The 26643-nt window shown below is 68.2% G+C and carries 29 protein-coding genes and 1 tRNA gene; 12 read left to right on the forward strand and 18 right to left on the reverse strand.

Annotation, left to right across the window (positions count from 1 at the left end):
- Window positions 1-365: 365 nt before the first annotated feature.
- From FVP77_RS10240 to FVP77_RS10260, 6 genes are all read right to left on the reverse strand, one after another.
- Window positions 366-1838: an NAD-dependent succinate-semialdehyde dehydrogenase gene (locus tag FVP77_RS10240; protein WP_147894542.1), complete on the reverse strand. Its 1473-nt coding sequence runs from the start codon at window positions 1836-1838 to the stop codon at window positions 366-368.
- A 142-nt stretch (window positions 1839-1980) separates the two neighbouring features.
- A complete protein-coding gene (locus FVP77_RS10245) occupies window positions 1981-2550 on the reverse strand; it encodes a hypothetical protein (protein ID WP_147894543.1) in 570 nt (189 codons plus the stop codon).
- A 113-nt stretch (window positions 2551-2663) separates the two neighbouring features.
- Complete coding sequence (locus FVP77_RS10250; RefSeq protein WP_147894544.1) at window positions 2664-3935, reverse strand: ammonium transporter; 1272 nt, start codon at window positions 3933-3935, stop codon at window positions 2664-2666.
- A gap of 178 nt (window positions 3936-4113) precedes the next feature.
- Window positions 4114-4341 carry an RNA-binding S4 domain-containing protein gene (locus tag FVP77_RS10255; RefSeq protein WP_147894545.1) on the reverse strand — a complete coding sequence of 76 codons (228 nt, stop codon included), beginning with the start codon at window positions 4339-4341 and terminating at the stop codon, window positions 4114-4116.
- A 101-nt stretch (window positions 4342-4442) separates the two neighbouring features.
- Window positions 4443-4571: a hypothetical protein gene (locus tag FVP77_RS17180; protein ID WP_281290328.1), complete on the reverse strand. Its 129-nt coding sequence runs from the start codon at window positions 4569-4571 to the stop codon at window positions 4443-4445.
- Window positions 4568-5671: an MFS transporter gene (locus FVP77_RS10260; RefSeq protein ID WP_246134074.1), complete on the reverse strand. Its 1104-nt coding sequence runs from the start codon at window positions 5669-5671 to the stop codon at window positions 4568-4570. Before FVP77_RS10260 ends, FVP77_RS17180 begins: the two co-directional genes overlap by 4 nt.
- A gap of 92 nt (window positions 5672-5763) precedes the next feature.
- On the opposite strand from FVP77_RS10260, the gene FVP77_RS10265 reads away from it, so the two are divergent.
- From FVP77_RS10265 to FVP77_RS10285, 5 genes are all read left to right on the forward strand, one after another.
- On the forward strand, window positions 5764-6348 hold the full coding sequence (locus FVP77_RS10265) for a sugar O-acetyltransferase (RefSeq protein ID WP_147894546.1): 585 nt from the start codon (window positions 5764-5766) through the stop codon (window positions 6346-6348).
- Window positions 6349-6352: 4 nt separating this feature from the next.
- Entirely contained in the window at window positions 6353-6925 is a 573-nt protein-coding gene (locus tag FVP77_RS10270) for a TetR/AcrR family transcriptional regulator (protein ID WP_147894547.1), read from the forward strand.
- Between the two features lie 29 nt (window positions 6926-6954).
- Window positions 6955-7593, forward strand: a complete 639-nt coding sequence (locus tag FVP77_RS10275; protein ID WP_147894548.1) for a hypothetical protein — start codon at window positions 6955-6957, stop codon at window positions 7591-7593.
- A gap of 359 nt (window positions 7594-7952) precedes the next feature.
- Window positions 7953-8282, forward strand: a complete 330-nt coding sequence (locus tag FVP77_RS10280; RefSeq protein WP_147894549.1) for a hypothetical protein — start codon at window positions 7953-7955, stop codon at window positions 8280-8282.
- A 12-nt stretch (window positions 8283-8294) separates the two neighbouring features.
- The gene (locus FVP77_RS10285; protein ID WP_147894550.1) at window positions 8295-8603 is read left to right on the forward strand and encodes a hypothetical protein; all 309 of its coding nucleotides are present in this window, start codon (window positions 8295-8297) and stop codon (window positions 8601-8603) included.
- A gap of 70 nt (window positions 8604-8673) precedes the next feature.
- Here FVP77_RS10285 and FVP77_RS10290 read toward each other — a convergent pair whose 3' ends face one another.
- The 3 genes from FVP77_RS10290 to FVP77_RS10300 all read right to left on the reverse strand — a co-directional run bounded on the left by FVP77_RS10290 (window position 8674) and on the right by FVP77_RS10300 (window position 10481).
- Window positions 8674-9348: an SDR family NAD(P)-dependent oxidoreductase gene (locus tag FVP77_RS10290; protein ID WP_147894551.1), complete on the reverse strand. Its 675-nt coding sequence runs from the start codon at window positions 9346-9348 to the stop codon at window positions 8674-8676.
- A 118-nt stretch (window positions 9349-9466) separates the two neighbouring features.
- Window positions 9467-9557 (reverse strand) — tRNA-Ser (locus FVP77_RS10295).
- A 60-nt stretch (window positions 9558-9617) separates the two neighbouring features.
- The gene (locus tag FVP77_RS10300; protein ID WP_147894552.1) at window positions 9618-10481 is read right to left on the reverse strand and encodes an LLM class F420-dependent oxidoreductase; all 864 of its coding nucleotides are present in this window, start codon (window positions 10479-10481) and stop codon (window positions 9618-9620) included.
- A gap of 175 nt (window positions 10482-10656) precedes the next feature.
- Between FVP77_RS10300 and FVP77_RS10305 the strand changes: the two genes are divergently transcribed.
- Window positions 10657-11613, forward strand: a complete 957-nt coding sequence (locus FVP77_RS10305) for an L-lactate dehydrogenase (RefSeq protein ID WP_116647229.1) — start codon at window positions 10657-10659, stop codon at window positions 11611-11613.
- Window positions 11614-11671: 58 nt separating this feature from the next.
- Here the strand turns inward: FVP77_RS10305 and FVP77_RS10310 are convergent, their stop codons facing one another.
- Window positions 11672-12139, reverse strand: a complete 468-nt coding sequence (locus tag FVP77_RS10310) for a PCC domain-containing protein (RefSeq protein ID WP_147894553.1) — start codon at window positions 12137-12139, stop codon at window positions 11672-11674.
- A gap of 1 nt (window position 12140) precedes the next feature.
- Window positions 12141-13127, reverse strand: a complete 987-nt coding sequence (locus FVP77_RS10315) for an adenosine deaminase (RefSeq protein ID WP_147894554.1) — start codon at window positions 13125-13127, stop codon at window positions 12141-12143.
- 146 nt (window positions 13128-13273) lie between these two features.
- Here FVP77_RS10315 and radA point away from each other — a divergent pair, with 146 nt between their 5' ends.
- The gene (gene radA / locus FVP77_RS10320; protein WP_147894555.1) at window positions 13274-14638 is read left to right on the forward strand and encodes a DNA repair protein RadA; all 1365 of its coding nucleotides are present in this window, start codon (window positions 13274-13276) and stop codon (window positions 14636-14638) included.
- A 168-nt stretch (window positions 14639-14806) separates the two neighbouring features.
- Here the strand turns inward: radA and FVP77_RS10325 are convergent, their stop codons facing one another.
- From FVP77_RS10325 to FVP77_RS10340, 4 genes are all read right to left on the reverse strand, one after another.
- A complete protein-coding gene (locus FVP77_RS10325) occupies window positions 14807-15214 on the reverse strand; it encodes a dehydrogenase (protein ID WP_121151498.1) in 408 nt (135 codons plus the stop codon).
- Window positions 15215-15528: 314 nt separating this feature from the next.
- Window positions 15529-16218 carry a hypothetical protein gene (locus FVP77_RS10330; protein ID WP_187266901.1) on the reverse strand — a complete coding sequence of 230 codons (690 nt, stop codon included), beginning with the start codon at window positions 16216-16218 and terminating at the stop codon, window positions 15529-15531.
- Window positions 16219-16263: 45 nt separating this feature from the next.
- Window positions 16264-16773, reverse strand: coding sequence for an amino-acid N-acetyltransferase (locus FVP77_RS10335; protein WP_147894556.1), 510 nt, complete (start codon window positions 16771-16773; stop codon window positions 16264-16266).
- An 85-nt stretch (window positions 16774-16858) separates the two neighbouring features.
- Complete coding sequence (locus FVP77_RS10340; RefSeq protein WP_121151493.1) at window positions 16859-19381, reverse strand: ATP-dependent Clp protease ATP-binding subunit; 2523 nt, start codon at window positions 19379-19381, stop codon at window positions 16859-16861.
- Between the two features lie 225 nt (window positions 19382-19606).
- On the opposite strand from FVP77_RS10340, the gene FVP77_RS10345 reads away from it, so the two are divergent.
- The 4 genes from FVP77_RS10345 (at window position 19607) to FVP77_RS10360 (ending at window position 22766) form a co-directional block, all read left to right on the forward strand.
- Window positions 19607-20230, forward strand: coding sequence for a hypothetical protein (locus tag FVP77_RS10345; RefSeq protein WP_147894557.1), 624 nt, complete (start codon window positions 19607-19609; stop codon window positions 20228-20230).
- Window positions 20230-20958 (forward strand): hypothetical protein, encoded by a 729-nt coding sequence (locus tag FVP77_RS10350; protein ID WP_147894558.1) that lies wholly within the window; start codon window positions 20230-20232, stop codon window positions 20956-20958. Before FVP77_RS10345 ends, FVP77_RS10350 begins: the two co-directional genes overlap by 1 nt.
- Window positions 20955-21191 (forward strand): helix-turn-helix domain-containing protein, encoded by a 237-nt coding sequence (locus FVP77_RS10355; protein WP_121151488.1) that lies wholly within the window; start codon window positions 20955-20957, stop codon window positions 21189-21191. The genes FVP77_RS10350 and FVP77_RS10355 overlap by 4 nt, the downstream gene beginning before the upstream one ends.
- 261 nt (window positions 21192-21452) lie before the next feature.
- Window positions 21453-22766, forward strand: coding sequence for a hemolysin family protein (locus tag FVP77_RS10360; RefSeq protein ID WP_147894559.1), 1314 nt, complete (start codon window positions 21453-21455; stop codon window positions 22764-22766).
- A 21-nt stretch (window positions 22767-22787) separates the two neighbouring features.
- On the opposite strand, the gene FVP77_RS10365 is transcribed toward FVP77_RS10360, so the two are convergent.
- The 3 genes from FVP77_RS10365 to FVP77_RS10375 all read right to left on the reverse strand — a co-directional run bounded on the left by FVP77_RS10365 (window position 22788) and on the right by FVP77_RS10375 (window position 25362).
- Window positions 22788-23534: a hypothetical protein gene (locus FVP77_RS10365; protein ID WP_147894560.1), complete on the reverse strand. Its 747-nt coding sequence runs from the start codon at window positions 23532-23534 to the stop codon at window positions 22788-22790.
- A gap of 85 nt (window positions 23535-23619) precedes the next feature.
- Window positions 23620-25086, reverse strand: a complete 1467-nt coding sequence (gene cls, locus FVP77_RS10370; RefSeq protein WP_147894561.1) for a cardiolipin synthase — start codon at window positions 25084-25086, stop codon at window positions 23620-23622.
- A 78-nt stretch (window positions 25087-25164) separates the two neighbouring features.
- Window positions 25165-25362 (reverse strand): hypothetical protein, encoded by a 198-nt coding sequence (locus FVP77_RS10375; protein ID WP_147894562.1) that lies wholly within the window; start codon window positions 25360-25362, stop codon window positions 25165-25167.
- 115 nt (window positions 25363-25477) lie between these two features.
- On the opposite strand from FVP77_RS10375, the gene FVP77_RS10380 reads away from it, so the two are divergent.
- The gene (locus tag FVP77_RS10380) at window positions 25478-26641 is read left to right on the forward strand and encodes a DUF4192 family protein (protein ID WP_147894563.1); all 1164 of its coding nucleotides are present in this window, start codon (window positions 25478-25480) and stop codon (window positions 26639-26641) included.
- Window positions 26642-26643: the final 2 nt, after the last annotated feature.

The following is a 26643-nucleotide window of genomic DNA, read 5'->3' on the forward strand; positions in this document are numbered from 1 at the left end:
TTTTGGCATTATGACAAGTGCACGCTGTTGAGTTCTCAAGGATCGGACGCACCTGCAACTCAGCCTCATCAGCCTCGCCCGCAGGGCAACTTCACTACCTTATCCCACCCACACCGACTGTCAAATCCGCGTCTCAGCCGCCGAAGCGAGAAGAGTGGTGGTTGACTCGGTCGGAGTGACCGGGCTCCTGATCATAGACCTTGCGGTCGGTCCTGCTCAAGAGCCTGACCAGATCGGGATGTTCGTCCACTTGAGGGGGCGGGGCCTGTCGGCCTCTCCGCTCAACCCTTTGGGGCGAACAGATATAACTCTAAGTCGGGATCGCCGACTCGTCCAATCACGGTGCGTCCCGGGCGTGTCGCGGCTCAGGCGGAGGGGTTCGGCGTCAGCGTGTACTTGGTCTGGAGGTACTCGTGGATGCCCTCCGCGCCGCCCTCACGACCGAGCCCCGACTGCTTCCACCCGCCGAACGGCGCGGCGGCGTTGGACACCACGCCCACGTTCAGGCCCATCATCCCGGTCTCCAACTTCTCGATCATCCGCTGCCCCCGGGCGAGGCTCTCGGTGTAGACGTACGACACCAATCCGTACTCCGTATCGTTGGCCAACCGCACCGCCTCCTCCTCGTCGTCGAACGGGACGATCGCGAGCACGGGCCCGAAGATCTCTTCGCGCAGGATGGCGCTTCCCGCTCTGACGTCGCTCAGCACGGTGGGCTCGTAGAACGTGCCGTCCCCCGGGATCGCGGAGCCGCCGGTGTTCAGAGTCGCACCTCGCTCCAGGGCGTCTTCGACCAGGGCCGATGCCTTGTCGATCGCCCGCTGATCGATGAGCGGACCGATCGTCACGCCGTCCTCGGTCCCGCGACCGATACGGAACGAGGCGACGCGATCGGTGACCCGCCGCGCGAACTCGTCGGCGAGCGAGCGATGGACGATGAAGCGATTCGCGGCTGTGCAGGCCTGCCCGATGTTTCGGAACTTCGCCGCCATCGCACCGTCGACGGCCTTGTCGAGATCCGCGTCGTCGAACACGACGAACGGCGCATTGCCGCCGAGCTCCATCGATGTTCGAAGGACACCGGCGGAAGCCTGCTCGAGGAGCTTTCGTCCGACCGGTGTCGAACCGGTGAAGGAGAGCTTCCGCAGGCGCGGGTCGCGGATGATCGGCTCGGACACCGCGCCCGACGTCGAGGTCGTGATCACATTGACGACGCCGGCCGGCAGTCCCGCTTCCTCGAGCAGGCGAACGAACAGCAACGTGGTCAGCGGCGTCAGCTCGGCCGGCTTGATCACGACGGTGCACCCGGCTGCCAGGGCCGGTGCGATCTTCCGGGTCGCCATGGCGAGAGGGAAGTTCCACGGGGTGATCAGAAAGCACGGCCCGACGGGATGCTGCGACACGATCATCCGCCCGGTGCCCTCGGGGTTCGGCCCGTACCGACCCTGGATGCGGGGCGCCTCCTCGCTGAACCATCTGAGGAACTCTCCGCCGTAGACCACCTCGCCGCGGGCCTCGGCGAGCGGCTTGCCCATCTCAAGCGTCATCAGGAGGGCGACGTCCTCCTTGCGCGCCTGGAGCAGATCGAAGGCCCGGCGCAGGATCTCGCCGCGCTCGCGCGCGGGGGTCGCCGCCCACGCGGGGAAGGCTGCGGCCGCAGCATCCATCGCCGCTTTGCCGTCGGCCACCGACGCGTCGGCGATCGTTCGGATGACGGCGCCGGTCGAAGGGTCCATGACATCGAGCGTCTTCCCGCTTTCGGCGGTGCGCCACTCCCCACCGATGAAAAGCCCATCGGGAACGGATGCCAGCAGCTCGGACTCTCTGTTGTCTGACACGGGACTCCTCCGGTTCGAACGCGAACGATAGCGACTTCCCAGCCATTCTCACCAGCGATGCGCTGAGCGCCGATGGACATCGCGTACACGCGACGATCATCGATCGCCGCTGCGTCGAAGAATCTGATGATCCGGTTGCGCTTCAGCCCCGCACGATCTCCCGCACGTCCGTGAACCTCAGGGTCAGGATGCGGGCGCCCTCCGCGTGCAGCGCATCGGTGACGGGGGCGCGCAGGATGGACACCGACTGGGGATCGAGACGCTTCCCGTCGTGCTCGACGTGTCCCTTCAGCACGACGATCGCCTCGGTGCCGGCCTCGACGGCGCGGTCGCCGTCGAGATCATCGAAGGTGGCCCGCGCCGACACGACGCGCGGATCGAAGGCCAGCACGAGGAGTCTGCTCGTGCCCCCGGGTCGGTCGACGGGGCGGTGCATCTCGATCAACGGCGCGTCCTGACCCAGGGCCTTGTCCCGACGCAGCGGGACGCCGCGGCCGGATCCGATCCGCACCTGCGGCCCCGAGATGCCGATGATCAACTGCTCGGTGCCGGCCGGCGCATAGATCTTCCCGTGAGGGCTGCGCAGCTCGACGAGGCGCAGCAGCCAGCGCAGGCTCGCTCCGGCGCCGCCGTCGGTCCAGATGTCGCGCAGGGTGCCGATGCCGTCGCTCAGATGCTGCGGAGGCAGCTGGAGGAAGGAGAGAACGTCCACGGGGTCGATCCTCGGAAGTCACAGGGGGAAGCGGACGCTCGTCGCGTCCACCGACGAACGGTGCACCGGGCGGCGAGAGCCACCCGGTGCACCGTTTTTCGTGCGTGTGTGCGTCAGGCCTTGCCGTCGGCGAGGACGTAGCCCTCTTCGCCGTGCACGACGGTGTCGATGCCCGCGATCTCGTCTTCGTTCTTGACGCGGAACCCGATCGTCTTCTCGATCGCGAAGCCGATGATGTAGGCGAGGACGAACGAGTAGATCATGACCGCGAAGGCGGCGATCGCCTGTGCCAGCAGCTGCGTTCCGTCACCGCCCATGAACAGGCCGGTGTCGATGGCGAAGAAGCCGAGGTAGAGCGTTCCGATGAGGCCGCCGACGAGGTGGATGCCCACGACGTCGAGCGAGTCGTCGAACCCGAGCTTGAACTTGAGCTCGATCGCCAGGGCGCAGACGGCGCCGGCTACGAGGCCGAGGACGATCGCCCACACGGGGGTGAGCGAACCGCAGGCCGGAGTGATCGCGACAAGACCGGCGACCGCACCAGATGCGGCACCGACCGAGGTCGGCTTGCCGTCCTTGATCTTCTCGACCACGAGCCAGGCGAGAAGGGCCGCCGCGGGAGCGGCGATCGTGTTGACGAATGCGAGAGCGGCGGTGCCGTCGGCCGCGAGCTCGGAGCCCGCGTTGAATCCGAACCATCCGAACCACAGCAGACCGGCGCCGAGGAGCACGAACGGCGGGTTGTGGGGGACGTAGACGCCCTTCTGGAAACCGACGCGCTTGCCCAGGACGAGGGCGAGGGCGAGGGCTGCCGCACCGGCGTTGATGTGCACCGCGGTACCACCGGCGAAGTCGATGGCGCCGACCCCGAGCCACTCCTGCAGGCCGTAGGTGATCCAGCCGCCGTAGGTGAAGCCGTCATCGCCGAGACCGAAGTTGAACACCCAGCTGGCGACCGGGAAGTAGACCACCGTCGCCCAGATGGCGGCGAAGATCATCCACGATCCGAACTTGGCGCGGTCGGCGATCGCGCCGGAGACGAGCGCGACGGTGATGATCGCGAACGTCGCCTGGAAGGCGACGAAGGCGAGCGGCGGGAAGGCCGCGCCCTCCGGTGTCTCGAGCAGGCTGGTGAGGCCGAGCTCGTTGATGTCGAGCGCCCAGGGCGCCTGCATGACGCCCACGTCGGTCGCGGGGAACGCGATCGCGTAGCCGTACAGCACCCAGAGGACGCCGATGAGGCCCATGGCGCCGAAGCTGAGCATCATCATGCTGATGACGCTCTTGGCCTTGACGAGGCCGCCATAGAAGAACGCGAGTCCGGGAGTCATCAACAGCACGAGCGCTGCTGCGATGAGAATGAATGCGGTGTTGCCTTGATCCATCTCGGGACCTCTCTGCGGGGACGCAAGAAGTGCGTCGGGTGTACACAGAGTGACGAATCACCGTTTCCATCCCACACTTCCGGTGTTTCCGGGATGTTGCGTCATCGGCCGGTCACGTAAACAGTGCGTGACGCGACGGGCCGTCCGTAGGTCGCAGAGCGGCCGCGGCCGCTGGCGCTCAGGGGCTGACGCGGACGCTGCGTCCCTCGAAGGTGACGATGTCGCCGACCTGCAGCTGTCGCCCTCGGCGACGGTCGACCTCATCGTTCACGGCCACGTAGCCATCGATGATGGCCTCTTTCACGTCTCCGCCGGAGTCGAGCAGACCCGCGAACTTCAGGAACTGCCCGAGTCGGATGCCGTCACCGCCGATCGATACGTCATCGACGGGACCAGAGGTTGCCATCCCCGAATGCTAGCCAATCGGGCATGACGACGTGGATGGACTCGGTCGGAGGCGGCCCTGAGCGATCCCGGCGAACGACTGCTCACCGTCGCAGCATCCGGCTAGGGCTGCCCGACCCGATCCCGACGGCGCACCAGACGGTTCAGCCGCTCGGACATCAGCAGGCCCAGCGCGACGAGCACGGCGAGGAAGACCGGGAAGATCCACACGCCCGTCCACGTCGAGATCACACCGAACAGCGGCGGGGCGAGCTGGAGCCGGTATAGGCCGCCGCCATCTGGATGCCGATGATGGCCTGCGAGTTGCGACGGCCGAAGTTGACCGGCGTCGAGTGGATGATCGCGGGATAGATCGGGGCGCATCCCAGCCCGAGCACCACGAGCCCGACGAGCGCGAGCAGGGTGGTCTCCACCGGCAGCGCGAGCATCACGACGCCGATCCCGACCGTGACGAAGCCGCCGCGAACCATCTGCTGGTCGCCGACGCGGTCGGCGAAGAAGCCGGCCAGGAAGCGTCCGGCGGTGACTCCCAGGAGGAAGAGGGAGGCGAACGCGGCGGCGGTGGCCGGTTCGACGCCGCGACCGGCGACCAGATACGTCGACGCCCACAGGATCGCGGTGCTCTCGAGAGCGCAGTACGCGAAGAAGGCGGCCAGGATCAGCAGGACACCCGGAATCCGAAGTGCGGTCGCAAGCGGAACGTGGGCGCCGCGTCGGTTCGCCTCTTCTCCCGATTCCTCGGGCGCTCCGGTTTCCGTAGCGTCATCGGTCGACGCCAGCGGATTGACCTTTCGCCAGAGCGGGATGCTGATCAGCAAGGCGAAGGTGAGGGCTGCCTGGATGATGCCGATGATGAGGTAGGCGCTCGACCAGCCCATCCCTGAGGTGAGCGCGTAGCTCATGATGAACGGACTGATCGACGCGCCCAGCCCCCAGCAGCCGTGCAGCCAGTTCATGTGGCGCGCCGCGTAGTGCACGGCGACGTAGTTGTTCAATGCGGCGTCGACGGCCCCCGCTCCGAGGCCGTACGGAATCGCCCAGAGACACAGCATCCAGAACGAGTCGGAGGCGGAGAATCCGAAGAGAGCCGCCCCAGTCATCCCGACGCTCACCGCCGTCACGAGACCGACGCCGAAGCGTCGTGTGACCCGCTCCGATGCGAGGCTCGACAGGATGGTGCCGGCGGAGACGATCATCGTGAGGATGCCCGCGAAGGCGATCGGTACCCCGAGGTCCTGATGCATCACCGGCCACCCGGCCCCGACGAGGGAGTCCGGCAGTCCGAGGCTGATGAACGCGATGTAGATGATCGCCAGGAGGAGCGAGTACACGGCGGTGTGGGCGCCCTTTCACGAGGCAGCGTCCGGTGACCGGGATGGCACCGTTCTGTACGATCGTACACATTCTGTGTAGGTTCTCTGTCATGGCTGTCGACTACTTCGCCGGAGACGAACGAACCAACCGCGAGCGGATGCTCGCGGGCGACCTCTACGTCGCGGACGATCCTGAGAACGAGCGCCTGCACCGGCGGGGGATCCGCCTGGCGGATGCCTATCACCGCGCCGACGTGGCGGGCGACCCCGCCGCCCGCGGCATCCTCGACGATCTCCTGGGCACCCTCGGCGAAGGCGCCCACATCAACCCGCCCTTGTTCGTGGACTACGGCGAGAACATCCACGTCGGCGCACGCACCTTCGTCAACTACAACCTCACCGCACTCGATGTGGCCCCGATCGTCATCGGCGAGGACTGCCAGATCGGCCCGAACGTCCAGCTGCTCACGCCGACGCATCCGATCGATCCGCAGCCGCGCCGCGACAAGCTGGAAGCCGCCCAGCCCATCACGATCGGCGACAACGTGTGGCTCGGTGGCGGCGTCATCGTGTGCCCGGGCGTGAGCATCGGCGAGAACTCGGTGATCGGTGCGGGTTCGGTCGTCACCAGGAGCATCCCCGCGAACGTCGTCGCCGTCGGCAACCCCGCCCGCGTCATCCGAGAGATCGGCTAGGTCGGTGCCGCCGCAGGATGACGCCACGAACTCCCGTCGCGGCCGACCCAACGATCCCGACCGGCGTGATCGGATCATCGACGCGTGTCTCGACGTCATCTCCCGGTCAGGTGTCGCCGGCACGTCCCACCGCAAGGTCGCTGCCCAGGCCGCCGTTCCGCTCGGAGCGATGACCTACTACTTCGACGGCATGGACGACCTCCTCCGAGAGGCCTTCACCCGGTTCGCCACGACCATCAGCGATCGGTTCGAACGCCGCATGGCCGCAGCATCCGATAGGGCGACCGCCCTGGAAGCCGTCACCGCGATCATCCTCGAAGACGTCTTCGGCGACGACCGCGACCTCATCCTCTCGCACGAGCTCTATACGCTCGCCGCCCGCGAACCGGGCTATCGAACGATCACCACCGAATGGATGCAGCGCAGCCGCGCCGCTCTCGGACGCCACTTCGATCCCGAGACCGCGCGCATGCTCGATGCGCTCATCGAGGGGCTCACGATCCACCGCGCCCTCGACTCGCAGGATCGCGATCCACACGAGGTGGAGATCGCGGTGCGTCGCATCACCACTGGATAGGGCCGAGTCCGGTGGGCGAAGATGCTGCCATGCCCCGACGACGTTCAGCCCGCGCCACCGTCACGATGCTCGCAACCGGCATCGTGCTCGCCGTTGCGCTCGGCGGATGCGCGTCGACGGCACCGGGCGCCGACGCGGCGGCCGCGGACGTGATCGCGGAGCGCGCGAGCGCGGTCGGCATCGCGCCGGAGCTCGTCTACACGACCGACGTGGACGGCTACGACCTGGCGCCGCAGTCGGTCGGCCCGGGCGCGGCCGACGGGATGTCGGCGACCTGGTTCAACCAGGCCACCGGGTCGATGATCACCATCCGCACCGACCGCACCGAGCTGACGGCCGAGGCCTGCGCCGAGACACCGCTGTGGGATGCACCCGGTGCGCCCGTGACGTGCACGGAGGAAGAAGGCGACGTCTGGCATCGAGCAGCGGGCGGCCTCGACGAGTACGTCGCCGTCCGGGACGGCGCATCGATCTGGGTCGCCGGCATGAACGCGGCGACGCCCGCCGACCTGAGGGCAGCCGCGGTGGCCGTACACGTGCCGTCGGAGGCCGAACTCGACCTTCTCTTCTCCGACGCTCCCGAGGTCCCCTCAGCGCCCATCGAGCGCGGGGACCTGCCCGAGAACGGCGACGGAGCTCCGATCGACCCGGTCGGCCCCGGAGGCTGACCGAACACGCGTTCCGGCAGAGACACGCCGCCTGGCGCGATGTCTCGGCCGGAAACGGTGTATCAGACCCGTCCGCACGCGCGCTCGGGCGGCGGCGTCGTCGTGCCCGGGCGAGGGCGGAATGCGGACGCTTTTCCCGGCCCGGACACACAAGATGTCAGCGCACCGACGGCGATATCGGTGTGCTCAGCGGGCCAGGGTAAACCACGAAGCGGATATTTTCTGTCCCCCAAACAGCCGACTGTGAAAGGGCTCGGACGGTACGTAGATTCGAAGTCCGATCAGGAACGGGGAATGCCCAAACGAAGACCGCGGATCTTCGGATCCGCAGACTGGAGGTTTGCGTGAACATTCGAAGCTTGATCTCTAAGACCGCAATTGCGGCAACGATAGTGGCAGCCGGTGCCCTCTTGACGGCGGCACCCGCGTCGGCGGCGAGCACTGCTCATTGCTCGTCACTCGGTCTCGACCGCGTGTCGGTCTTTCCGAATCAGGACTACATCGTCGGAAGCTGCACGCCCGCCAATCCGCGCTCCGGCGCACAGATGCAGTTCATCGTCACGTGCCACGTCACCGGCGTGCGGAATGTCTACGTCACCTTGAACTACGGGGCGTCCTTCCGAGCGGATACCGGATGCGGCGGCTGGGGCGCGCAATCAGTCACCTACAGCCCCACCTACGTCGGATAAGGAGGAGAAACAATGAAGAAGATTCGTGGAATCCTCGGCGCGAGCGCCATTGCTGCTGCACTTATCGTCGGCGGATTCGCCGCACCAGCCCAGGCAGGCGTCGGCGGCTGTTCCTCGCTGGCAAAGGATGGCCGCTACATCGTCGGAAGCTGCACCGCGAACAATCCAGGACCGAATGCCACAATGCAGCTCGGATTCCGCTGCATCGGCGAAAGGGTCGGCGCAGTCCATTACGGCACCGTGACGGTGGGATATGGCGCGTCGTTCCGGTACGACTCCGAGTGCTGGTTCGGCTTGGCTGAGGTCTGGCGGGCCGACTGACCCACGTCACCCGGGCTCATCCGAACGCCCGTCGAGTCTGCGCGATGCGCGGCTCGACGGGCGTTCGCCGCTACTCCCGGCCGTCCTCGAGGGGGATCAGCATCGTCCTGAAGTCGCCCGGCGTCGTGTGGAGCTCCCAGATGCGCTCAGCGACGTCGTCGATGCCGTTGTCGAGGTTCAGTTTGGGGATCGCGCCCGGGATGACCAGCTGCGAGACGCCGATGCCCTCGTCGGCGAGCGCGTCGTGCAGCATCTCGCCGTACGCGCTCTCGGAGGGGAACGCCACGGACGTCCCGGCGAACCCGGCCCGAGCCTTCACGGAGGTTCCGCCGTTGATGAGGATGATGCTGCCGGCGCGCGCCTCGCGCATCGCGGGCAGCACGGCGCGGACCGCGTGGATGAGTCCGATGGCCGAGAACCGCAGCGCCTCGATCGCCAGCTCGGGCGTGAGATCGAGCACGGGCTCGAGGTACGTGCGCGAGGGGAGCGGGCTGTACTGCAGGACCGAGATCGGGCCGAGGTCGGCGGCCGCACGAGCCAGCGCGTTCTCGAGGGCGTCGGCATCCAGCACGCTCGCCGCGTAGCCCCGCGCCTCGAAACCCTCGCTCCGCAGCTGGGAGGCCAGATCGTCGAGTTTCGCGGCGTCGCGAGCGATCAGCGCGATCGCATGACCCTCCCGACCGAACCGGCGCGCGACGGCCGCACCCAGACCAGGACCTGCTCCGACGATCGCGATCGTTGCCATGATCAACCCTTCTCGATGCTTCGATACTCGGTGCGAGCACGGTCCGGGTGGCATTCGACCTCGAATGGCGCCCGAATCGCAGAAAAGCGCCCGAAAAAGGGCGCTGATCTGGAAAAAATGGCGGTGACGGTGGGATTTGAACCCACGGTAGGGGGTTACCCTACACAACTTTTCGAGAGTTGCACCTTCGGCCGCTCGGACACGTCACCGCCGACCAGCTTACGACACGCCACGGGCTCGCGCGAACCCGCAGCGAGCGCAGCATCCGCTCAGCCCTTCTCCACGAGGTCGGCCGTACCCGCGATCAGGTCGACGACCTCCGCGGGATCGGGCATCTGGACGGCGAAGACGTAGGTGGCGGTGAACCCGGTGTCGGCGATCTCGCGCACGGTCGCCGCCACGCTCTCCGGCGTCGAGGCGGGGGTCACCGGGATCATCGCGGTCTTCTCGATGTCGTCGTAGTCGCGTCCCACCGTCTCGCAGTGCGCGCGCAGAACGTCGAGCTTGCGGGCCGACTCGGCCGAGAACGAGATGTTGCAGGCGTCGGCGTACTGGGCGACCATGCGCAGCGTCTTGCGCTCGCCGCTGCCGCCGATCATGAGATACGGATGCGGCCGAGTGATGCTCTGCGGGGAGTTGAGCGTGCGCCCGAGTCGGTACGTCTCCCCTTCGTAGGGCTCCTCGGAGTCCGACCACATCTGCAGACAGATCTGGATCTGCTCCTCCAACCGGCGGAAGCGCTCGGCCACCGGCGGGAACTCGAAGCCGAGACCGGCCGACTCCTCCTCGTTCCACGCGGCGCCGATTCCGAGACCCACGCGTCCGCCCGAGAGCACGTTGAGGGTGGTCACGGTCTTCGCCAGCAGCGCCGGTACACGGTAGATGACACCGGTGACCAGTGTGTGGAGGAGCGCCTTCTCGGTATGCGCGACGAGGAAGCCGAGCGTCGCGTAGGCCTCGAGCATCTCGTGCTCGACCGGTCCGATGCCCGGCAGCTGCCAGAAGTGGTCCATGACGGTGATGCGCTGAATGCCCGCGGCTTCCGCGTTGCGCGCATGCCGGGCCAGCGCCGGCCCCAGCTCGGTGGGCCCGCTGTCCCAGGTGAAGTCCGCGATGTGAAGTCCGAATTCCATCAGCCGCTCCGTTCGACGCGACCGGGCGCTGCGCCGGGTCTCGGGCCAGGCTACGTCTCGCCGCGCGGATCGGGAACAGGTCGCATCCCCCGGGCCTGCGGACGGGATTCCGGGCGATCGGTCACCGTCGAGAAAAACACCTGCGCAGCATCCCGCCCCCTGCGAAACTGAGCCCATGAGCGTGATCGAGAACTCGAAGCTGACCGTCGTGGGTGCCGGAAGCGTCGGATCGAGCGTGGCGTACGCCGCGTTGATCCGCGGATCTGCCCGGCACGTCGCCCTCTACGACATCGCCACCGCGAAGGTCGAGGCCGAGGTGCTCGACCTCGCGCACGGCACGCAGTTCACCGGCACGAGCGACATCATCGGCGGCAGCGACCTGTCGGTCGTCGAGGGTTCGCACGTCGTGGTGGTCACCGCCGGCGCGAAGCAGAACCCCGGGCAGTCGCGCATCGAACTGGCTGCGACGAACGCCGGCATCCTCCGCACGATGATGCCTCAACTCCTCGAGGCCGCCCCCGACGCGATCTACGTGATCGTGACCAACCCCTGCGACGTGCTCACGGTGCTCGCGCAGGAGGCGACGAACCTCCCCCGCGAACGGATCTTCGCCTCCGGCACGGTGCTCGACACGTCTCGACTGCGGTGGATCCTCGCCAAGCGCGCCGGAGTGTCGACCTCGAGCGTGCACGCCTACATCGTGGGCGAGCACGGCGACACCGAGTTCCCGCTCTGGTCGCGCGCCACGATCGGCACGGTGCCGATCCTCGAGTGGGAGGCCCCCGGCCACCCGCGGATGACCCAGGACGAACTCGACGCGATCGCGATCGACGTGCGCGACGCGGCCTACAAGGTGATCCAGGGAAAGGGTGCGACGAACTACGCGATCGGGCTCTCCAGCGCGCGGATCGTCGAGGCCGTCCTCGGAGACGAGCACGCGGTCATGCCGGTCAGCACGGTGCTGAACGGCTTCCACGGCCTCGACGGCGTCGCCCTGTCGGTGCCCTCCATCGTCAGTGCCGCCGGCGCGGTCCCGATCCCCGAGACCTCCTTCTCCGATCACGAGCACACGCTGCTGCGTCGCTCGGCCGACGCGCTGTCGACGGTGGCCGAGTCGCTGCGCGGCGCTTAGGACAGCGCGCTCGTCGAAGGGTCGCTTCCGTTCGGGTCGGTTCGGCGCAGGCGTCCGCTCACGACGCCGTCGGCGCCTTGTCGAAGTGCAGGCAGTTGATGCCGAACACGGCGTCGGGCTCGAGCCGGAACACGGGATCGAGCACCTCCTGCACGACCATCTCGAGCGTGTAATGGGTCTCGGCCGCGAGCAGGTGGCCCGCGTAGGCGGCCCCGCCTTCGCCCTTCGCCCCGGCGGCGAGGTGCAGATGCACGACCGTCCGACCGTTCACGGTTCCTATCGATCCGGCACCCACCCCCTCGAGGTAGGCGACCTCCACCTGATCGGGGAGGGGCGGCTCGGGGTCGACCATCGCCCCGTTCGTGGCGATGAGGCGGGCGCTGCGCAGCGCCCCGAAGAACATGTCCACCGTCGCGGAGGTGACGCCCTCCCGCTCCGCCCACCGCGTGACCGTTGCGAGCACCTCCTCACCGGGCTCCAGCACCAGCATCCACCGACGACCCAGGGTGACATTCGCCGCGCGCACGTCAGCCCACCGCCCCGGTGCGCACCTGAGCGATCCACCCGTCGACCTGCGCGCGGGGGGCGAAGCTCGACACGAAGCTGTTCTCCGCCAGCCGCCGCATGGTCTCGTCGTCGAGTTGCAGGGCGTCGCGCACCTGTTGCAGGTTGTCGTCGACGTACCCGCCGAAGTAGGCGGGGTCGTCGCTGTGGATGCTGACGAGCAGCCCCTCTTCGAGCATCACCGGCAGAGGATGGGCCGACAGCTCCGGCGGTGCGGTGCGCAGAGCGAGGTTCGACAGCGGGCACACGGTCAAGGCGACACCCTCATCGCGCAGCCGGGCGACGAGCGCCGGGTCTTCCAGAGCACGGTTGCCGTGGTCGATCCGCTCCACTCCGAGCACGTCCAGCGCCTCCCACACGTAGTCCGGTCCGCCTTCCTCGCCGGCATGCGCGACGCGGTGGAGCCCCTCGGCGGCGGCGCGGGCATAGACGTCGCGGAACAGGGACGGCGGGTAGCCGACCTCGGTCGAGTCGAGCCCGACCCCGATGAATCGGTCGCGCAACGGCAGCGCCGCCTCGAAGACCTCCATGGCGGCCTCGGGTCCGAGATCGCGAAGGAAGCACAGGATGAGATCGGCCGACATCCCGCGCGAGCGCGCCGCGTCGACGGCCGCTCCGAGGCCCTCGACGACCGCCTCGATGGGAACACCGCGCCGTACGTGGGCTTGAGGATCGAAGAAGACCTCCGCTCGGACTACTCCCGCGGCCGCTGCGCGGCGGAAGTACATCTCGCCGAGCTCGGCGAAGTCCTCATCGGTTCGCAGCACGGCGGTGTTCGCCTCGTAGACGTCGAGGAAGTCCTGCAGGCGGGTGAACGCGTAGGTCGCACGCAGCTCGTCGACGTCATAGGTCGGCAGGTCGATGCCGTTGCGGCGCGCAAGACGAACGAGGAGGTCCGGCTCCAAGGTGCCCTCGATGTGTACGTGCAGTTCGGCCGTCGGCCCCATCATCTACCTCCGCGCATCTGCCGACCGCGTGCGTCGCCCGGCACCCCTCGAGCAAACCACGTCCCGCGTCCCGGTCCCACATCGACGATCGACCGCAGGGCCGGAGGCGCACCGGCCGTGATGTCGCAGGCGCGGGCTAGCCTGATTCCATGGCCACCCGACGCTCCGCTCCCCCCGCACCGTACCGGTGCACCGAGTGCGGGTGGACCACGTCGAAGTGGGCCGGGCGTTGTGCCGAGTGCCAGCAATGGGGCACCGTCGTCGAGGTCGCCGAGCAGACCGGCATCCTGCGCTCCATCAGCGCCGTCGCTCCCACGGCATCACGCGCCGCGAGACCCATCACACAGATCGACACCACCGACGCACCCCGCCGCACGAGCGGCGTGGGCGAGTTCGACCGGGTGCTCGGGGGCGGCATCGTTCCGGGCGCCGCCATCCTGCTCAGCGGTGAGCCGGGCGTCGGCAAATCGACGCTGCTGCTCGAGGTGGCTGCGCAGAGCGCCCGGGCCGGCCGACGCGTCCTCTACGCCAGCGCCGAGGAGTCCACCGCCCAGGTACGCCTGCGCGCCGAGCGCACCGGCGCGCTGCACGACGAGCTCTATCTCGCGGCCGAGACCGACCTGGCGACGATCCTCGGCCACGTCGACGAGGTCGCGCCCGAGCTCCTGATCGTCGACTCGGTGCAGACGGTGTCGTCGTCGATGTCCGATGGAGCGGCCGGTCAGCCGAGCCAGGTGCGCGAGGTCGCCTCGACCCTCATCCGCACCGCGAAAGAGCGCGGGCTCCCCGTCATCATCGTCGGACACGTCACCAAAGACGGATCCATCGCCGGCCCGCGCATCCTCGAGCACCTCGTCGACGTGGTCTGCCAGTTCGAGGGCGACCGCCAGACGTCGCTGCGCTTCGTACGCGCGCTCAAGAACCGGTTCGGCCCGACCGACGAGGTCGGATGCTTCGACATGACCGGCGACGGGATCACCGAGGTGCCCGACCCCAGCAGTCTCTTCCTCGGCCACGGCGACCCCGTTCCCGGCACGTGCGTGACGATCGCCTTGGAGGGGCGCCGCGCACTGCCCGTCGAGGTGCAGGCGCTGACCATACCCACCCAGGCACCCAATCCGCGGCGGATCGTCAGCGGCGTCGACTCGGCCCGCGTGGCGATGGTGCTCGCGGTGCTCGAGAAGCGCACCGGTCTCGATGTCTCGAAGAACGACGTCTACGTCTCGACCGTCGGCGGGGTCCGCCTCGTCGAGCCCGCCGCCGACCTCGCGATCGCGATCGCCGTCTCGGGCGCGATGAACAATCGGGCCACTCCCCCGCAATCGGCGGCGGTCGGCGAGCTCAGCCTCGCCGGTGAGATCCGCCCGGTCACGCAGTCGGCGCAACGGAGATCGGAAGCCGCGCGACTCGGATATCGCCATCTCGTCGATGAGCGGTCGAAGAGCCTCAGCGGCGCCCTGAACGACCTGCAGTTGCGTCACGCCCCTCGGCGCGACGACAAGCCCGATTTCTGATCGGGGATGGGGTCGAGGCTAGTTCCGACCGGGACGACGCCGTCGCGGGTCGGCGAGACTCAGCGCGACCGGAAAAACGAGGCCTGCGGCGCACACGGCGCCCACGATCAGGAACTCCATTCGGCCGAGTCTGCCACGAACCGGCTGCGGGGTCGACCCGGGCGCCGATCAGGCCTCGAGCGCTGCCAGCAGATCGGTCGGCGACGACTGCAGCGGGTGCGGCCCGGCGATGTCGAGGAACACGGTCGTGATCGCGTTCTCGTGAGCGGTGAGGAACGCCCGCAGCCACGCGGGCGACTGCAGCGCGACATCGGGCGGCAGCGTCTCGGGCTTGTGCGCCGCATCGCTGAATAGCAGCAGAGCGACGTCGCCGGTGTTCGGGTCGCGATAGGTCCACACGTCACCCGCGTCGAGAGGATCGTCGAGCGCACCCACGCGGATGAGCGGCGCCACGGTCGGACCGTGCCGCAGCGCGAACGCGACGGCGGCCATGTCCTGCGTCTGCAGTGCGTCCGTCAGGGCGGTGTTGCGGAACTCCAGGTCGGAGGCTTTTCTTCCGCGCTTCTTACCGGGCATCACACCAACCTACCCGGGCAGGCTTGGGGCTCCTCCGATGACGACGGGCCCCCTCGACACGACCGGAGCCGGCGTGTACCGTCGACCCGATCGCATCGTTCGTGGCCATGCGAAAGGCCCTCTCGAATCGCCCAGTTGGGGGCTGAAAGATTCGAGAGGGCCCACTGCTTCCCGCGAACGCTCGAACTCGGTCCGTTGGGGACGGTCGAGTGCTACCTGCTGGGGACAGTGACGAGACGCCCGTTTGCGGGGAACTCCCTCAGGATATCCACGGCAATCCGGTCCGTCTGTCCACCGTTTGGGGGACAAATTCGCTACTCGAGCTGGAATGCCGCCGTATTCGACGACGACAGCCCGCCGATCGCCACGCTGAGGCGGTAGGTCGCGCCGCCACCGGCAGCCTGCGGCCGATCTCCCTGGCAGGTGTCCACCGATGAACGGGTGCGGTCCCAGGTCAGCGGGGTAGCGCTGGTGACCTGCTGGCCCGCCGACAGCAGCACCGTCATGTCGCTCGGCTCGGTCTGGCAGTCGGTCGAGCGCCACCAGATGTCGGGCCCGCTCGAGATCGTGAACGCCTGAGCGCTCGTGCCGACGTTCAGCGTGCAGTCGGTCGTGCTTTGGTTCGTCAGTCGGATCGACAACTGCGGATTCTGCCCGGCGGCGTAGACGGTCTGATCGGTCACCGCCTCGATGAGGAGATCGGCGGCGATGCAGGGCTCCGCGCTGGGCGTGAGCTCGGGCGCCGGTTCTTCGGCCTCGGCCTCCGGCACCGGGGTCTCGGCGTCGGTCTCCGGTGCGGCGGACTCGCTCGCCGACGGCGATGACGACGGCGACGGCGACGACACCGGCAGGGTCTGAGTCGATGCGGAGCTCTGCCACGGCTGCGCGATGAACAGCCACACGAGCCCGGCGACCACGATCAGCGCTGTGAGCAGCACGACGAGACGTCGACGCCGGTAGACGGCCGGCGAGTGCTTTCTGCGCCGAGAGGTGGAACCGCTCATGATCTCAGGGTAGGCGCGGGAGCGCCCAGCACCCGTTCGGCGCGCCTAGGCTCCGAGCGTCTTCAGCATTCGCGTGTTGCCGAGTGTGTTCGGCTTCACATGCGCCAGGTCGAGGAACTCGGCGACGCCCTCGTCGGGACTGCGGATGAGCTGCGAGTACACGTCGGGGTCGACAACCTGCTCGCCGATGGGGGCGAACCCTCGTCGTTCGAAGAAGTCGACCTCGAACGTGAGGCAGAACAGACGTCGCACGCCGAGAGTGGTCGCACGGTCCTCCAGCGCATCGACGATCAGCCGGCCGACGCCGCGGTGCAGCCATCCATCGGCCACGATCAGAGTGCGCACCTCGGCGAGGTCTTCCCACATCACGTGGAGCGCGCCGCATCCGATGAGCCGTCCGTCGGTGTCTTCGGCGACGACGAACTCCTGCACCGCCTCGTAGAGCACGACGAGGTCTTTGCCCAGGAGGATCCGCCGCTGCACGAACGGCTCGAGCAGGTCGCGGATCGCTCGCACGTCGCCCGTGCGAGCCGGACGCACGGTGTACGAACTCATCCTGCAACCCTACGCCCGGCGCCGACCGGAACGACGAAGGGGCGGATGCTTCGCAGCATCCGCCCCTTCGTTCGTGGCCGTCGTGTCAGCTCGTCGCCGTGATGTCGGGCGTCGCGGTGATCTCGCCGCCGGTGGCCACACCGACGGCCACCTTGTCGCCGCGAGGCGTCGTCTCGAACGTGAACTTGCCGTTCTCGAGCTCGACCTTGACGTGGTCTCCCGAGTTCAGCTCGCCGTGCAGGATCTGCTCGCTGAGGCGGTCCTCCACCTCGCGCTGCATCGCCCGGCGGAGGGGGCGTGCACCGAGCGTCGGGTCGAACCCGATCTCGATGAGCTTCTCCTTGGCGGCCTGCGACAGCTCGATCGTCATATCGCGGTCGAGCAGACGGTCGGCGAGGCGCTTGGTGAACAGATCGACGATCTGCACCAGTTCGTCCTTCGACAGCTGCGGGAAGACGATGACGTCGTCGACGCGGTTGAGGAACTCGGGCTTGAAGTGCCGCTTCAGCTCTTCGTCGACCTTGCCCTTCATGCGCTCGTAGCTCGTCTGCGCGTTGCCCTCGACCTGGAACCCGACCGGGCCGCCGGCGATGGCCGACGAACCGAGGTTGGTGGTCATGATGATGACCGTGTTCTTGAAGTCGACGACGCGGCCCTGACCATCGGTCAGACGACCCTCTTCGAGGATCTGCAGCAGCGAGTTAAAGATGTCGGGGTGCGCCTTCTCGATCTCGTCGAAGAGCACGACCGAGAACGGCTTGCGCCGCACCTTCTCGGTGAGCTGGCCGCCCTCTTCGAATCCGACGAACCCGGGAGGGGCGCCGAACAGACGCGAGACGGTGTGCTTCTCGCCGTACTCCGACATGTCGAGCGAGATCAGCGCGCCCTCGTCGTCGAAGAGGAACTCGGCGAGCGCCTTGGCCAGCTCGGTCTTACCGACACCGGTCGGGCCGGCGAAGATGAACGAGCCCGAGGGGCGCTTGGGGTCCTTGAGGCCGGCGCGCTGACGACGGATCGTCTTCGCGAGGGCCGAGATCGCCTCTTCCTGGCCGACGACGCGCTGGTGCAGCGCCTTCTCCATGAAGACGAGCCGGCTCGACTCCTCCTCGGTGAGCTTGAAGACCGGGATGCCGGTGGCCTGCGCGAGAACCTCGGCGATCAGACCCTCGTCGACGATAGCGTGCGACGCGACGTCGCCCGTGCGCCACTGCTTCTCGAGGCGCAGGCGCTCGGCGAGGAGCGATTTCTCCTCGTCGCGCAGCGACGCGGCCTTCTCGAAGTCCTGCTCCTCGGAGGCGACCTCCTTGTCCTGGCGGACCTTGGCGATCTTCTCGTCGAACTCGCGGAGCTCCGGGGGGCTCGAGAGGATCGACAGGCGCAGGCGCGCGCCGGCCTCGTCGATCAGGTCGATGGCCTTGTCGGGGAGGAAGCGGTCGGAGATGTACCGGTCGGCGAGGTTCGCCGCGGCGACGATCGCGCCGTCGGTGATCTGCACCTTGTGGTGCGCCTCGTAGCGGTCGCGCAGCCCCTTCAGGATGTTGATCGCGTGGGGCAGGCTCGGCTCGGCGACCTGGATCGGCTGGAAACGGCGCTCGAGCGCAGCATCCTTCTCGAAGTGCTTGCGGTACTCGTCGAGCGTGGTGGCACCGATCGTCTGCAGCTCTCCGCGGGCGAGGAGCGGCTTCAGGATGGATGCGGCGTCGATCGCGCCTTCGGCGGCACCGGCTCCGACGAGGGTGTGGATCTCGTCGATGAACACGATGATGTCGCCGCGGGTGCGGATCTCCTTGGTGACCTTCTTCAGGCGCTCCTCGAAGTCGCCGCGGTAGCGGGAACCGGCGATGAGCGATCCGAGGTCGAGGGAGTAGACCTGCTTGTCCTTGAGCGTCTCGGGCACATCGCCCTTGACGATCGCGATCGCGAGACCCTCGACGACGGCGGTCTTGCCGACGCCCGGCTCACCGATGAGGACGGGGTTGTTCTTCGAGCGACGCGAGAGGATCTGCATGACCCGCTCGATCTCCTTCTCGCGCCCGATCACGGGGTCGAGCTTGTTGTCGCGGGCGCTCTGAGTGAGGTTGCGGCCGAACTGGTCGAGCACGGCGGAGCCGCCCTGTGCGGCCTGCCCCGACTCGTTCGCTGCGCCGCTGACGGCGGCGGGCTCCTTGCCCTGGTAGCCGGAGAGCAGCTGGATGACCTGCTGGCGCACCTTGTTCAGGTCGGCGCCGAGCTTGACGAGCACCTGAGCGGCGACTCCCTCACCCTCGCGGATGAGCCCGAGCAGAATGTGCTCGGTGCCGATGTAGTTGTGGCCCAGCTGCAGCGCTTCGCGCAGCGACAGCTCGAGCACCTTCTTCGCGCGCGGCGTGAAGGGGATGTGGCCGGTCGGCTGCTGCTGACCCTGGCCGATGATGTCCTGTACCTGCTCGCGCACCGCGTCGAGCGAGATGCCGAGCGATTCGAGGGCCTTGGCGGCGACTCCCTCACCCTCATGGATGAGACCGAGCAGGATGTGCTCGGTGCCGATGTAGTTGTGGTTGAGCATCTTCGCCTCTTCTTGGGCGAGCACAACCACGCGACGAGCACGGTCGGTGAATCTCTCGAACATCCTCAGTCCCTTTCCGGTGTGGGCTGACAGGCGTTGTGGGGGTGGCAGGCGCACAGCCCCGCGCCGTACATCGAGAGTAACGACGGCCCGGGAGCTGGGGCCCCGTGTTCGCTGGGGGCATAGCGCCGCCGGCGTGAGGCCGGGAACTCGCGGTTGACACGACAGACGTATCGTTTATCGTTGTTATCGATATTCGTTAGTAACGCTGATCGATATGGAGCGATGATGTCCCCCCAGACGAAGACCGAACGCGCGCTCTCCCGCCCCGACGCCGCCGCCCTGATCGGATTCATGGTCAGCGGCGCGGTGATCGCGGTGTGGGTGGTGGTCAATGCCGTCCGACGCGTGCTCGAAGTGGTTCCGAACCGCGACGTACCGGTGACGGCCGTCTTCGACGGCACACGGGCCCAGGCACCGCTCGGCCCCGACGGCGCCGCCGTGACGGTGGAACTCGCGACCGCCCGGCTCATCGCGCCGGAGCTGCCCGTCGCATCCGTCATCGCACTCGTGATCGAGCAGATCGCCCTCGTCGCGACGGTTCTCGTGGTGGTCGGTGCCCTCCTGTGGCTGACGAAGAACATCGTGCGGGGCACGATCTTCTCGCGCACGAACACGGCGCTCGTCTCGACGGCGGGGATCGTCGGGCTGCTCGGTTTCTGCGCGGTGCCGTTCTTCGCGAACATGGGCGCGAACGGGGCGTTCGCCTGGATCTCGGATCGCACGTTCGACAACGCGGTGATGTCGGTGGATCTGTTCCCGCTGCTCCTGCTGGCCTTCATCGCCGCCCTCGCCAGCACCGTGTTCACGGTCGGCGACCGGCTGCAGCGCGAGACCGAGGGGCTCGTCTGATGGATCTGGGCACGGTCAATCTGCTTCTCGCCATCGCCGCCGTCGTCGCGCTCGTCGGTGCCGCGGCGCTCGTGGTGCGATCGGTGCGCCGGACGTGGTCGCACGACAGTCCCTTGAGCCTCCCGGAAACGGTCGTGGTGTCGGTCATCGGCAGCGGCGCCCTCCTCGGCATCCCCCTGTCGCTGTACGGGCTCATCGCCTCGGGCGTGCAGCTCGCGAACACTGCCGCGGTGCGGGTCAACAGCATCGCCGTAAGCGGTGGCGAGTACCCGCCGATCCTCCGCGCATCCGACGCCCCCGTCGACGCCGGCTATGAGACGGCGTGGATCGAGGTCGCCAATCTCCCCGCGGGAGCGCGTTGGCTGCTGTGGGGCGAGCAGGCACTGACCACGCTCATCGGACTCACGATCGCCGTGGCCGTCGCCTGGCTCGCGCTCGCCCTCCTGCGTGGACGCCCGTTCACCCGCACCTTTCCATGGGTGCTCGCGATCGTCGCCATCGCCATCATGGTCGGCGGGATCGGCTCGCAGTTCGTCGGGGCCCTCGCCCGCTCCGAGACGGTCGCCTTCCTCGGCGATCCGCAGGTCATCACGGGAGCGGGCGGCTTCTCCGCGTTCTCGTTCGCGCTCGACCTCGGGCCCATCGGGTGGGGACTCGGCATCGGCCTGGTCGCGGGGGCGTTCCAGATCGGCACGCGTCTCCAGCGCGAGACGGCGGGTCTCGTATGAGCCCCGCGGCAGACGACGAGGGCCCCACTGGAATCCACTGCCGGCTGGACGAGCTGCTCGCCGCCCGCGGCATGACCCTCACGCGCCTCAGCGAGATCGTCGGGGTGAGTGTCGTGAACCTCTCCGTCCTGAAGAACGACCGCGCCCGCGCGATCCGCTACTCGACCCTCTCGGCCGTGTGCCGCGCCCTGGAGTGCGAGCCCGGCGACCTCCTGGTGCTCGCGCGCGACTGACGCGCAGCATCCTCTCTGTACACAGGGATCGGCCGAAACGCCCCGCCTGGCGCGATGTCTCAGCCGATCCGTGGGTCTCGTGGCACCGTGGGTGACGACGGATGCTGCGCACTACCGCACGAGCGGGCTGTCGGGGAATCCTCGGCTACGCGAACCGGCTGCCGAATATCCTCAGTCCATGAACCGACGCGCGAAGCGAGACCCCGACAGTCATAGACCCGGCGCCCATTTGGGCGCATCCCGCACGATCGGAGTCGCACTGTGAGCGGCGACCTGATCTTCAACATCGTCCTGGTTCTGGTCTTCGTGCTCATCGGCGGCGTCTTCGCCGCCACCGAGATGGCGCTCGTCACCCTTCGCGAGAGCCAGCTCAACGCGATCGCCGCGCGCGGCAAGCGCGGCGAGAAGGTGGCCTCCCTCGCGCGCAACCCCAACCGCTTCCTCTCGGCCGTGCAGATCGGCGTCACCGTGGCCGGGTTCCTCTCGGCCGCCTACGGAGCATCGTCGATCTCGCCCTACCTCGAGCCGCTGCTCGTCGCGATCGGCATGACGCCCGAGGTCGCCGACGGCGTCTCGACGGTCGTGCTCACGCTTGTCATCGCCTACTTCTCGCTTGTGCTCGGCGAGCTGGTGCCCAAGCGTCTGGCGATCCAGCGCAACGCCCAGTTCTCCTACGCCGTGGCCCCCGTGCTCAACGGGTTCGCCGTGCTGATGCGCCCGGTGATCTGGCTGCTGTCGGTGTCGACGAACGCGCTTGTACGCCTCCTCGGCGGCGACCCCGACAAGAACGCCGACGAGATGACCGACGACGAGCTGCGCGACATCGTCTCGAGCCACGGCGGACTGCCCGAGGACGAGCGACGCATCCTCGACGACGTGCTGTCACTGCGCGATCGGCAGATCAGCGAGGTCATGCGCCCTCGCCTCGAGGTGATCGCCCTCGACGTCGCGATGACCATCGCCGACGCCGTCGAACGCGTGCAGCATCTCCCCTACTCCCGCTACCCGATCACCGATTCGTCGATCGACGACATCATCGGGTTCGTGCACGTCCGCGATCTCTACGACGCCGCGTCCGCCGACCCGACGCGCGCCGTGTCGGAGATCGCGCGCGAGATCAGCTACCTGCCGGCATCGTCGCGGGTGCTGCCGACGCTGACCAAGATGCGTGCCGAAGAGCTGCACATCGCCGTCGTCGTCGACGAATACGGCGGGACCGACGGGATCGTCACCCTCGAGGACCTCGTCGAGGAGGTCGTGGGCGAGATCTTCGACGAGTACGACGTCGAAGCAGCAGCCAACCCCGACGACCCCGCGGGTGGCACGTTCGACGGGCGCCTGAACCTGCAGGACTTCGAGGAGGCCTCGGGCGTCGAGCTCGAACGCGGAACCTACGACACCCTGGCGGGCTTCATCATGGATCGCCTGGGACGCATTCCGGCGGTCGGCGACACCGTCGCCGTGCCCGACGCGACCCTGCGCGTGCAGCAGATGGAGAGGCGCCGCGTCGCGGAGGTCGCCGTCATCCGCACGGGCGCAGACCCCGACGACGCCGAGGAGGCGCCGGTCGTCTGACGCGAGTCCCGGTCGTCGCGCTCAGTTCACGCCGGCGACCGGGATGCGGGTTCCTTCGAGCCCGTCGCCCTGGAGCACCAGCTCGTAGGCGGTGTCGCTCTCGATGCCGGGGACCTCCCCCAGCGTCACCCGCGGGGCGAAGTCGCTCGTGCAGATCCTGTCGGCGGGCGACTCGGCCAGCGTGACGGTGATCTCACCCGGCGCGCTCACGAGGGCGTCCTGCACGACGGGCGGGCATCCGGACGACCCCCAGGTGAGCAGGGCGAACACGCCGTCGGCGCTGCTCCAGCCGGCGGTCGGGACGCCGCCGTCCTCGAGACCGTCCGAGGGGACGAGCCCGGCGACACCCGCCAGCTCGGTCGATCCGCTCGCCTCCGTGCCCGACACGGCGATCTCGAGATCCTCGGCGGGGTCGACGCCCTCGGGCACGACCACGGCGAAGGCCCGCAGCACGTAGTCGCGCGTGCACGCCTGGTCTGCCGGCGGATCGGCGAGCTCCACAGTCAGCACCCCGTCGGCGTAGGCGACGTCGGAGGCCACCGGCACGCACGTCGAGCTTCCCCGGGTCAGGACGGCGATCATCGTCCCGCCACCGAGCCAGGCTGCGTCGATGTCGGCGTCGGCCGGCGCGCTCGCGTCGTCCGAGGGCGATGCCGCGGGGGTTCCGGAAGAGGACCCGGGGGCGGAGGGGGTCGCGCATGCGGCGAGACCTCCGGCCAGCAGGAGGAGCGAGGCGGCTGCGGCCAGGATCGACGTCGTGCGTGTCATTGAGGCGGACCTTCCGAGTGGGGGCGTGCTCCCATCCTGCACAGAAAGGCGCCATGACGCACGACGCAGGGGCGGATGCTGCGCGCTACTGCAGCGCGGAGGTCAGCCTCGCGAGGTTGTCGAGCACGGTGGAACGCAGCGGCTGCTTGCGCCACTCCTCCACCGTGAGCTCACGGCTCAGATCGCGGTACATGTCTTCGACGGCATGCAGGTCGCGGACGAATTCGTCGCCGCGTACGAGCATCGAGATCTCGAGGTTGAGACCGAAGGAGCGCATGTCCATGTTGCTCGATCCGATGACGGCGACGTCGTCGTCGATCGTCAGGCTCTTGGAATGCAGGATGTAGGGCCTTCGATACATCCAGATCTTCACGCCTGCTCGCAGGAGGGCTTCGTAGTAGCTCCGCTGCGCGTGGTAGACCATGGCCTGGTCGCCCTCCTCGGAGACGAACAGCTCGACGTGCACGCCCTTCTGACAGGCGGTCGTGATCGCGAGCAGCAGCGCCTCGTCGGGCACGAAGTAGGGGCTGACGATGATGATCTTCTCCTCGGCCGCGAGGAGGAGCCCGAGGAACAGCTTCAGGTTGTTCTGGAAATCGAAGCCCGGGCCCGACGGGACGATCTGGCAGTCGAGGTCGCCCGGACCCGACGTGACGCTGGCGAGATCGATCTCTTCCGTGAGGATCTCATCGGTCTCGCTGTACCAGTCGCTGAGGAACACGGCGTTGATGCTGGCGACGACCGGACCCTGCACGCGCACCATGAGGTCGACCCAGTGCAGGCCCCGGCGGATGTTCTTCGGCAGGTTGTATGTGGAGTCGGTGACATTCTGCGAACCCATGTAGGCGAGGTCGCCGTCGATGACGAGGAGCTTGCGGTGGTTGCGGAGATCGGGGCGCTGGTACTTGCCCTTGAGCGGCTGCACCGGGAGCAGGAGGTGCCATCGGGCCCCCATCGCGTCGAGTCGCGCGAGGGTCTGCTTGTAGAAGGGCTTGCCCCGGTTCGCCCAGTGATCCAGAAGCACGCGAACGACCACACCCCGGGCCGCCGCCTGCTCGAGTGCGCGGAAGAAGCCCTCGGTCGCCGCATCCGACTGCAGGATGTAGAACTCGACGTGCACGTAGCGCTCGGCGCGGCCGATGGCCTCGGCCATGGCGTCGAGGCTCTCCTGGTAGTCGTGGATGATGCGCGCGTCGTTGTCGCCCGCCAACGGCATCGCACCCAGGTTGCGGTTCATACCCACCAGCGCGGTGAACCAGTGCGGGGCGTTCGGGCGGAGCGTTCCGAAGTCGAGCGAGTCGCTCGTGTCATGGAGGTACTCGTTGATCGCCGCCTGCTTGCGGCGGAGCTTCCTCGGCAACCGCGGGTTGCCGATGAGAAGGAACAGCAGCACCCCGATGAACGGGATGAAGTAGATCGCGAGCAGCCACGCCATCGCGGCCGTGGGCCGCCGGTTGCGCGGCACCACGATGATCGCGGTGATGCGGATGATCAGATCGACGACGAAGATCGTGACGACCCACCACGTCGCATCGAACGTGATGCTGACCACGAGACCTCCCGGCGAGCTGCTGCCCTCAGCGTAGCGGCGCGAGGGAGCGAGACCGCACGACGGGCGCGACCGGTGGGATCAGCGCTCGGAGGAAGTCGCTGTGGAGGAGACGGGGGCCAGTCCGCGCTTCGCGCGCTCCTCGGCCTCGATCTTCGCGTAGACCTTGCGCTCCGTGCGGTCCATGCGGATGACGTTGCGGATCACGAAGTAGAACACGACCGACACCACCACGGTCGGCAGAAGCGACCAGATCACGGCGGCGGCGTAGGAGTCCACACCTCAAGGATACGCGCTGTTCGCCGCCTCCTCCCCAACGGTGGATTCTCATCACTCCTCCACATCCGCGCCTCCCGTCGACGCGGGCGGATGCTCCGCTCACGACGGTGGGTGCATGACCCCGATCTTCAAGGCCACCACCGCCGCCGACTTCCTCGCCCTGGTCCCCCGTCTCGCGGGTTTCTCCCCCTCGCGAAGCCTCGTCCTCGTGCCGTTCGCGGGCAATCGCACGCTCGGCGTGATGCGACTCGACCTCCCCGACGACACCGACGACGTGGAACGGATGGCGTCCACCTTCATCGGCCTCATCTGTCGGATCGCAACCGCCGACGCCCTGGCACCCGTGGTCTACACCGACGCCGCCTTCGCCGAGTCCGAGGGCCTCCCCCACGACCGCCTGATGAGCGCTCTCCTCGCCCGGGCCGACATCTGCGGTCTCGACGTGCGTGACGCGCTCTGCGTCGCGTCCGACGGCTGGGGCTCCTACATCGATCCGGGATGCCCGCCGGAGGGGCGAGACCTCGCCGAGCTCCGCCTGGACCGCGCGGAGCTCGACGACCTCCCCCTCGACCCGGGAGATCAGTCCACCGGCCACACGCTGCCACCGGTCGACCTCGCCGAGAAGGAACGCGTCGGACGCGCACTTCACGACCTGTCCTTCGCGGTGTCGGTGCTGCAGAACGAGACCTGGGCCGACCCCGACGTGCCCGATGATCCCGCGCGGATCGACCCGCGCGCCCTCGCGGCCGCGGAGGCGCTCGACGACCTCCCCCTCCTCCTCGAGGACGCCCTCGACTGGGATCCGTCCCGTCTCGACGCCTTCCAGATCGCGACCCTCGGGTGGTCGCTCGCTCGGCCCGCGCTGCGCGACATCGCCCTCACGCAGTGGTGCCGTGACCTTGAGGCCGGAGACCGTGCCGCCGAGGCGCAGCTGCGGTGGCAGGACGGCGAGACGTATCCCGACGAGCTCGCGTCGTCGATGTGGGGCGAAGGGCCTCGGCCCGATCCGGAGAGGCTGGGCCTCGCCCTCGAGCTGTCGAGGCGGGTCGCCGCCGCCGTTCCGCGCGAGGATCGGCCGGGAGCGCTGGCCGCGTGCGCATGGCTGTCCTGGGCGCTCGGGCGATCGACTCACGCGGCCGCCTACGCCGGGGAGGCCGTGAAGATCGACCCCGCTCACGGTCTCAGCGAGATCGTGCTGACCTTCGTCGCGAACGCGCACCTGCCCGAGTGGGTCTTCGAACGCCCGGTGCCGCACGGGCCGGTGACGCAGGTGATCTGAGG

The sequence above is a fragment of the Microbacterium hatanonis genome (assembly GCF_008017415.1).
GTDB lineage: Bacteria > Actinomycetota > Actinomycetes > Actinomycetales > Microbacteriaceae > Microbacterium > Microbacterium hatanonis.

Coding starts and splice junctions, on each gene's coding strand:
- FVP77_RS10325 (WP_121151498.1), bottom strand. CDS start 15,214: ATGCCCGGTAAGAAGCGCGGAAGAAAAGCCTCCGACCTGGAGTTCCGC.
- FVP77_RS10335 (WP_147894556.1), bottom strand. CDS start 16,773: ATGAGTTCGTACACCGTGCGTCCGGCTCGCACGGGCGACGTGCGAGCG.
- FVP77_RS10265 (WP_147894546.1), top strand. CDS start 5,764: ATGGCTGTCGACTACTTCGCCGGAGACGAACGAACCAACCGCGAGCGG.
- FVP77_RS10315 (WP_147894554.1), bottom strand. CDS start 13,127: ATGATGGGGCCGACGGCCGAACTGCACGTACACATCGAGGGCACCTTG.
- radA (WP_147894555.1), top strand. CDS start 13,274: ATGGCCACCCGACGCTCCGCTCCCCCCGCACCGTACCGGTGCACCGAG.
- FVP77_RS10285 (WP_147894550.1), top strand. CDS start 8,295: ATGAAGAAGATTCGTGGAATCCTCGGCGCGAGCGCCATTGCTGCTGCA.
- FVP77_RS10300 (WP_147894552.1), bottom strand. CDS start 10,481: ATGGAATTCGGACTTCACATCGCGGACTTCACCTGGGACAGCGGGCCC.
- FVP77_RS10365 (WP_147894560.1), bottom strand. CDS start 23,534: ATGACACGCACGACGTCGATCCTGGCCGCAGCCGCCTCGCTCCTCCTG.
- FVP77_RS10250 (WP_147894544.1), bottom strand. CDS start 3,935: ATGGATCAAGGCAACACCGCATTCATTCTCATCGCAGCAGCGCTCGTG.
- FVP77_RS10355 (WP_121151488.1), top strand. CDS start 20,955: ATGAGCCCCGCGGCAGACGACGAGGGCCCCACTGGAATCCACTGCCGG.
- FVP77_RS10275 (WP_147894548.1), top strand. CDS start 6,955: ATGCCCCGACGACGTTCAGCCCGCGCCACCGTCACGATGCTCGCAACC.
- FVP77_RS10255 (WP_147894545.1), bottom strand. CDS start 4,341: ATGGCAACCTCTGGTCCCGTCGATGACGTATCGATCGGCGGTGACGGC.
- FVP77_RS10340 (WP_121151493.1), bottom strand. CDS start 19,381: ATGTTCGAGAGATTCACCGACCGTGCTCGTCGCGTGGTTGTGCTCGCC.
- FVP77_RS10350 (WP_147894558.1), top strand. CDS start 20,230: ATGGATCTGGGCACGGTCAATCTGCTTCTCGCCATCGCCGCCGTCGTC.
- FVP77_RS10380 (WP_147894563.1), top strand. CDS start 25,478: ATGACCCCGATCTTCAAGGCCACCACCGCCGCCGACTTCCTCGCCCTG.
- FVP77_RS10305 (WP_116647229.1), top strand. CDS start 10,657: ATGAGCGTGATCGAGAACTCGAAGCTGACCGTCGTGGGTGCCGGAAGC.
- FVP77_RS10290 (WP_147894551.1), bottom strand. CDS start 9,348: ATGGCAACGATCGCGATCGTCGGAGCAGGTCCTGGTCTGGGTGCGGCC.
- FVP77_RS10330 (WP_187266901.1), bottom strand. CDS start 16,218: ATGAGCGGTTCCACCTCTCGGCGCAGAAAGCACTCGCCGGCCGTCTAC.
- FVP77_RS10345 (WP_147894557.1), top strand. CDS start 19,607: ATGTCCCCCCAGACGAAGACCGAACGCGCGCTCTCCCGCCCCGACGCC.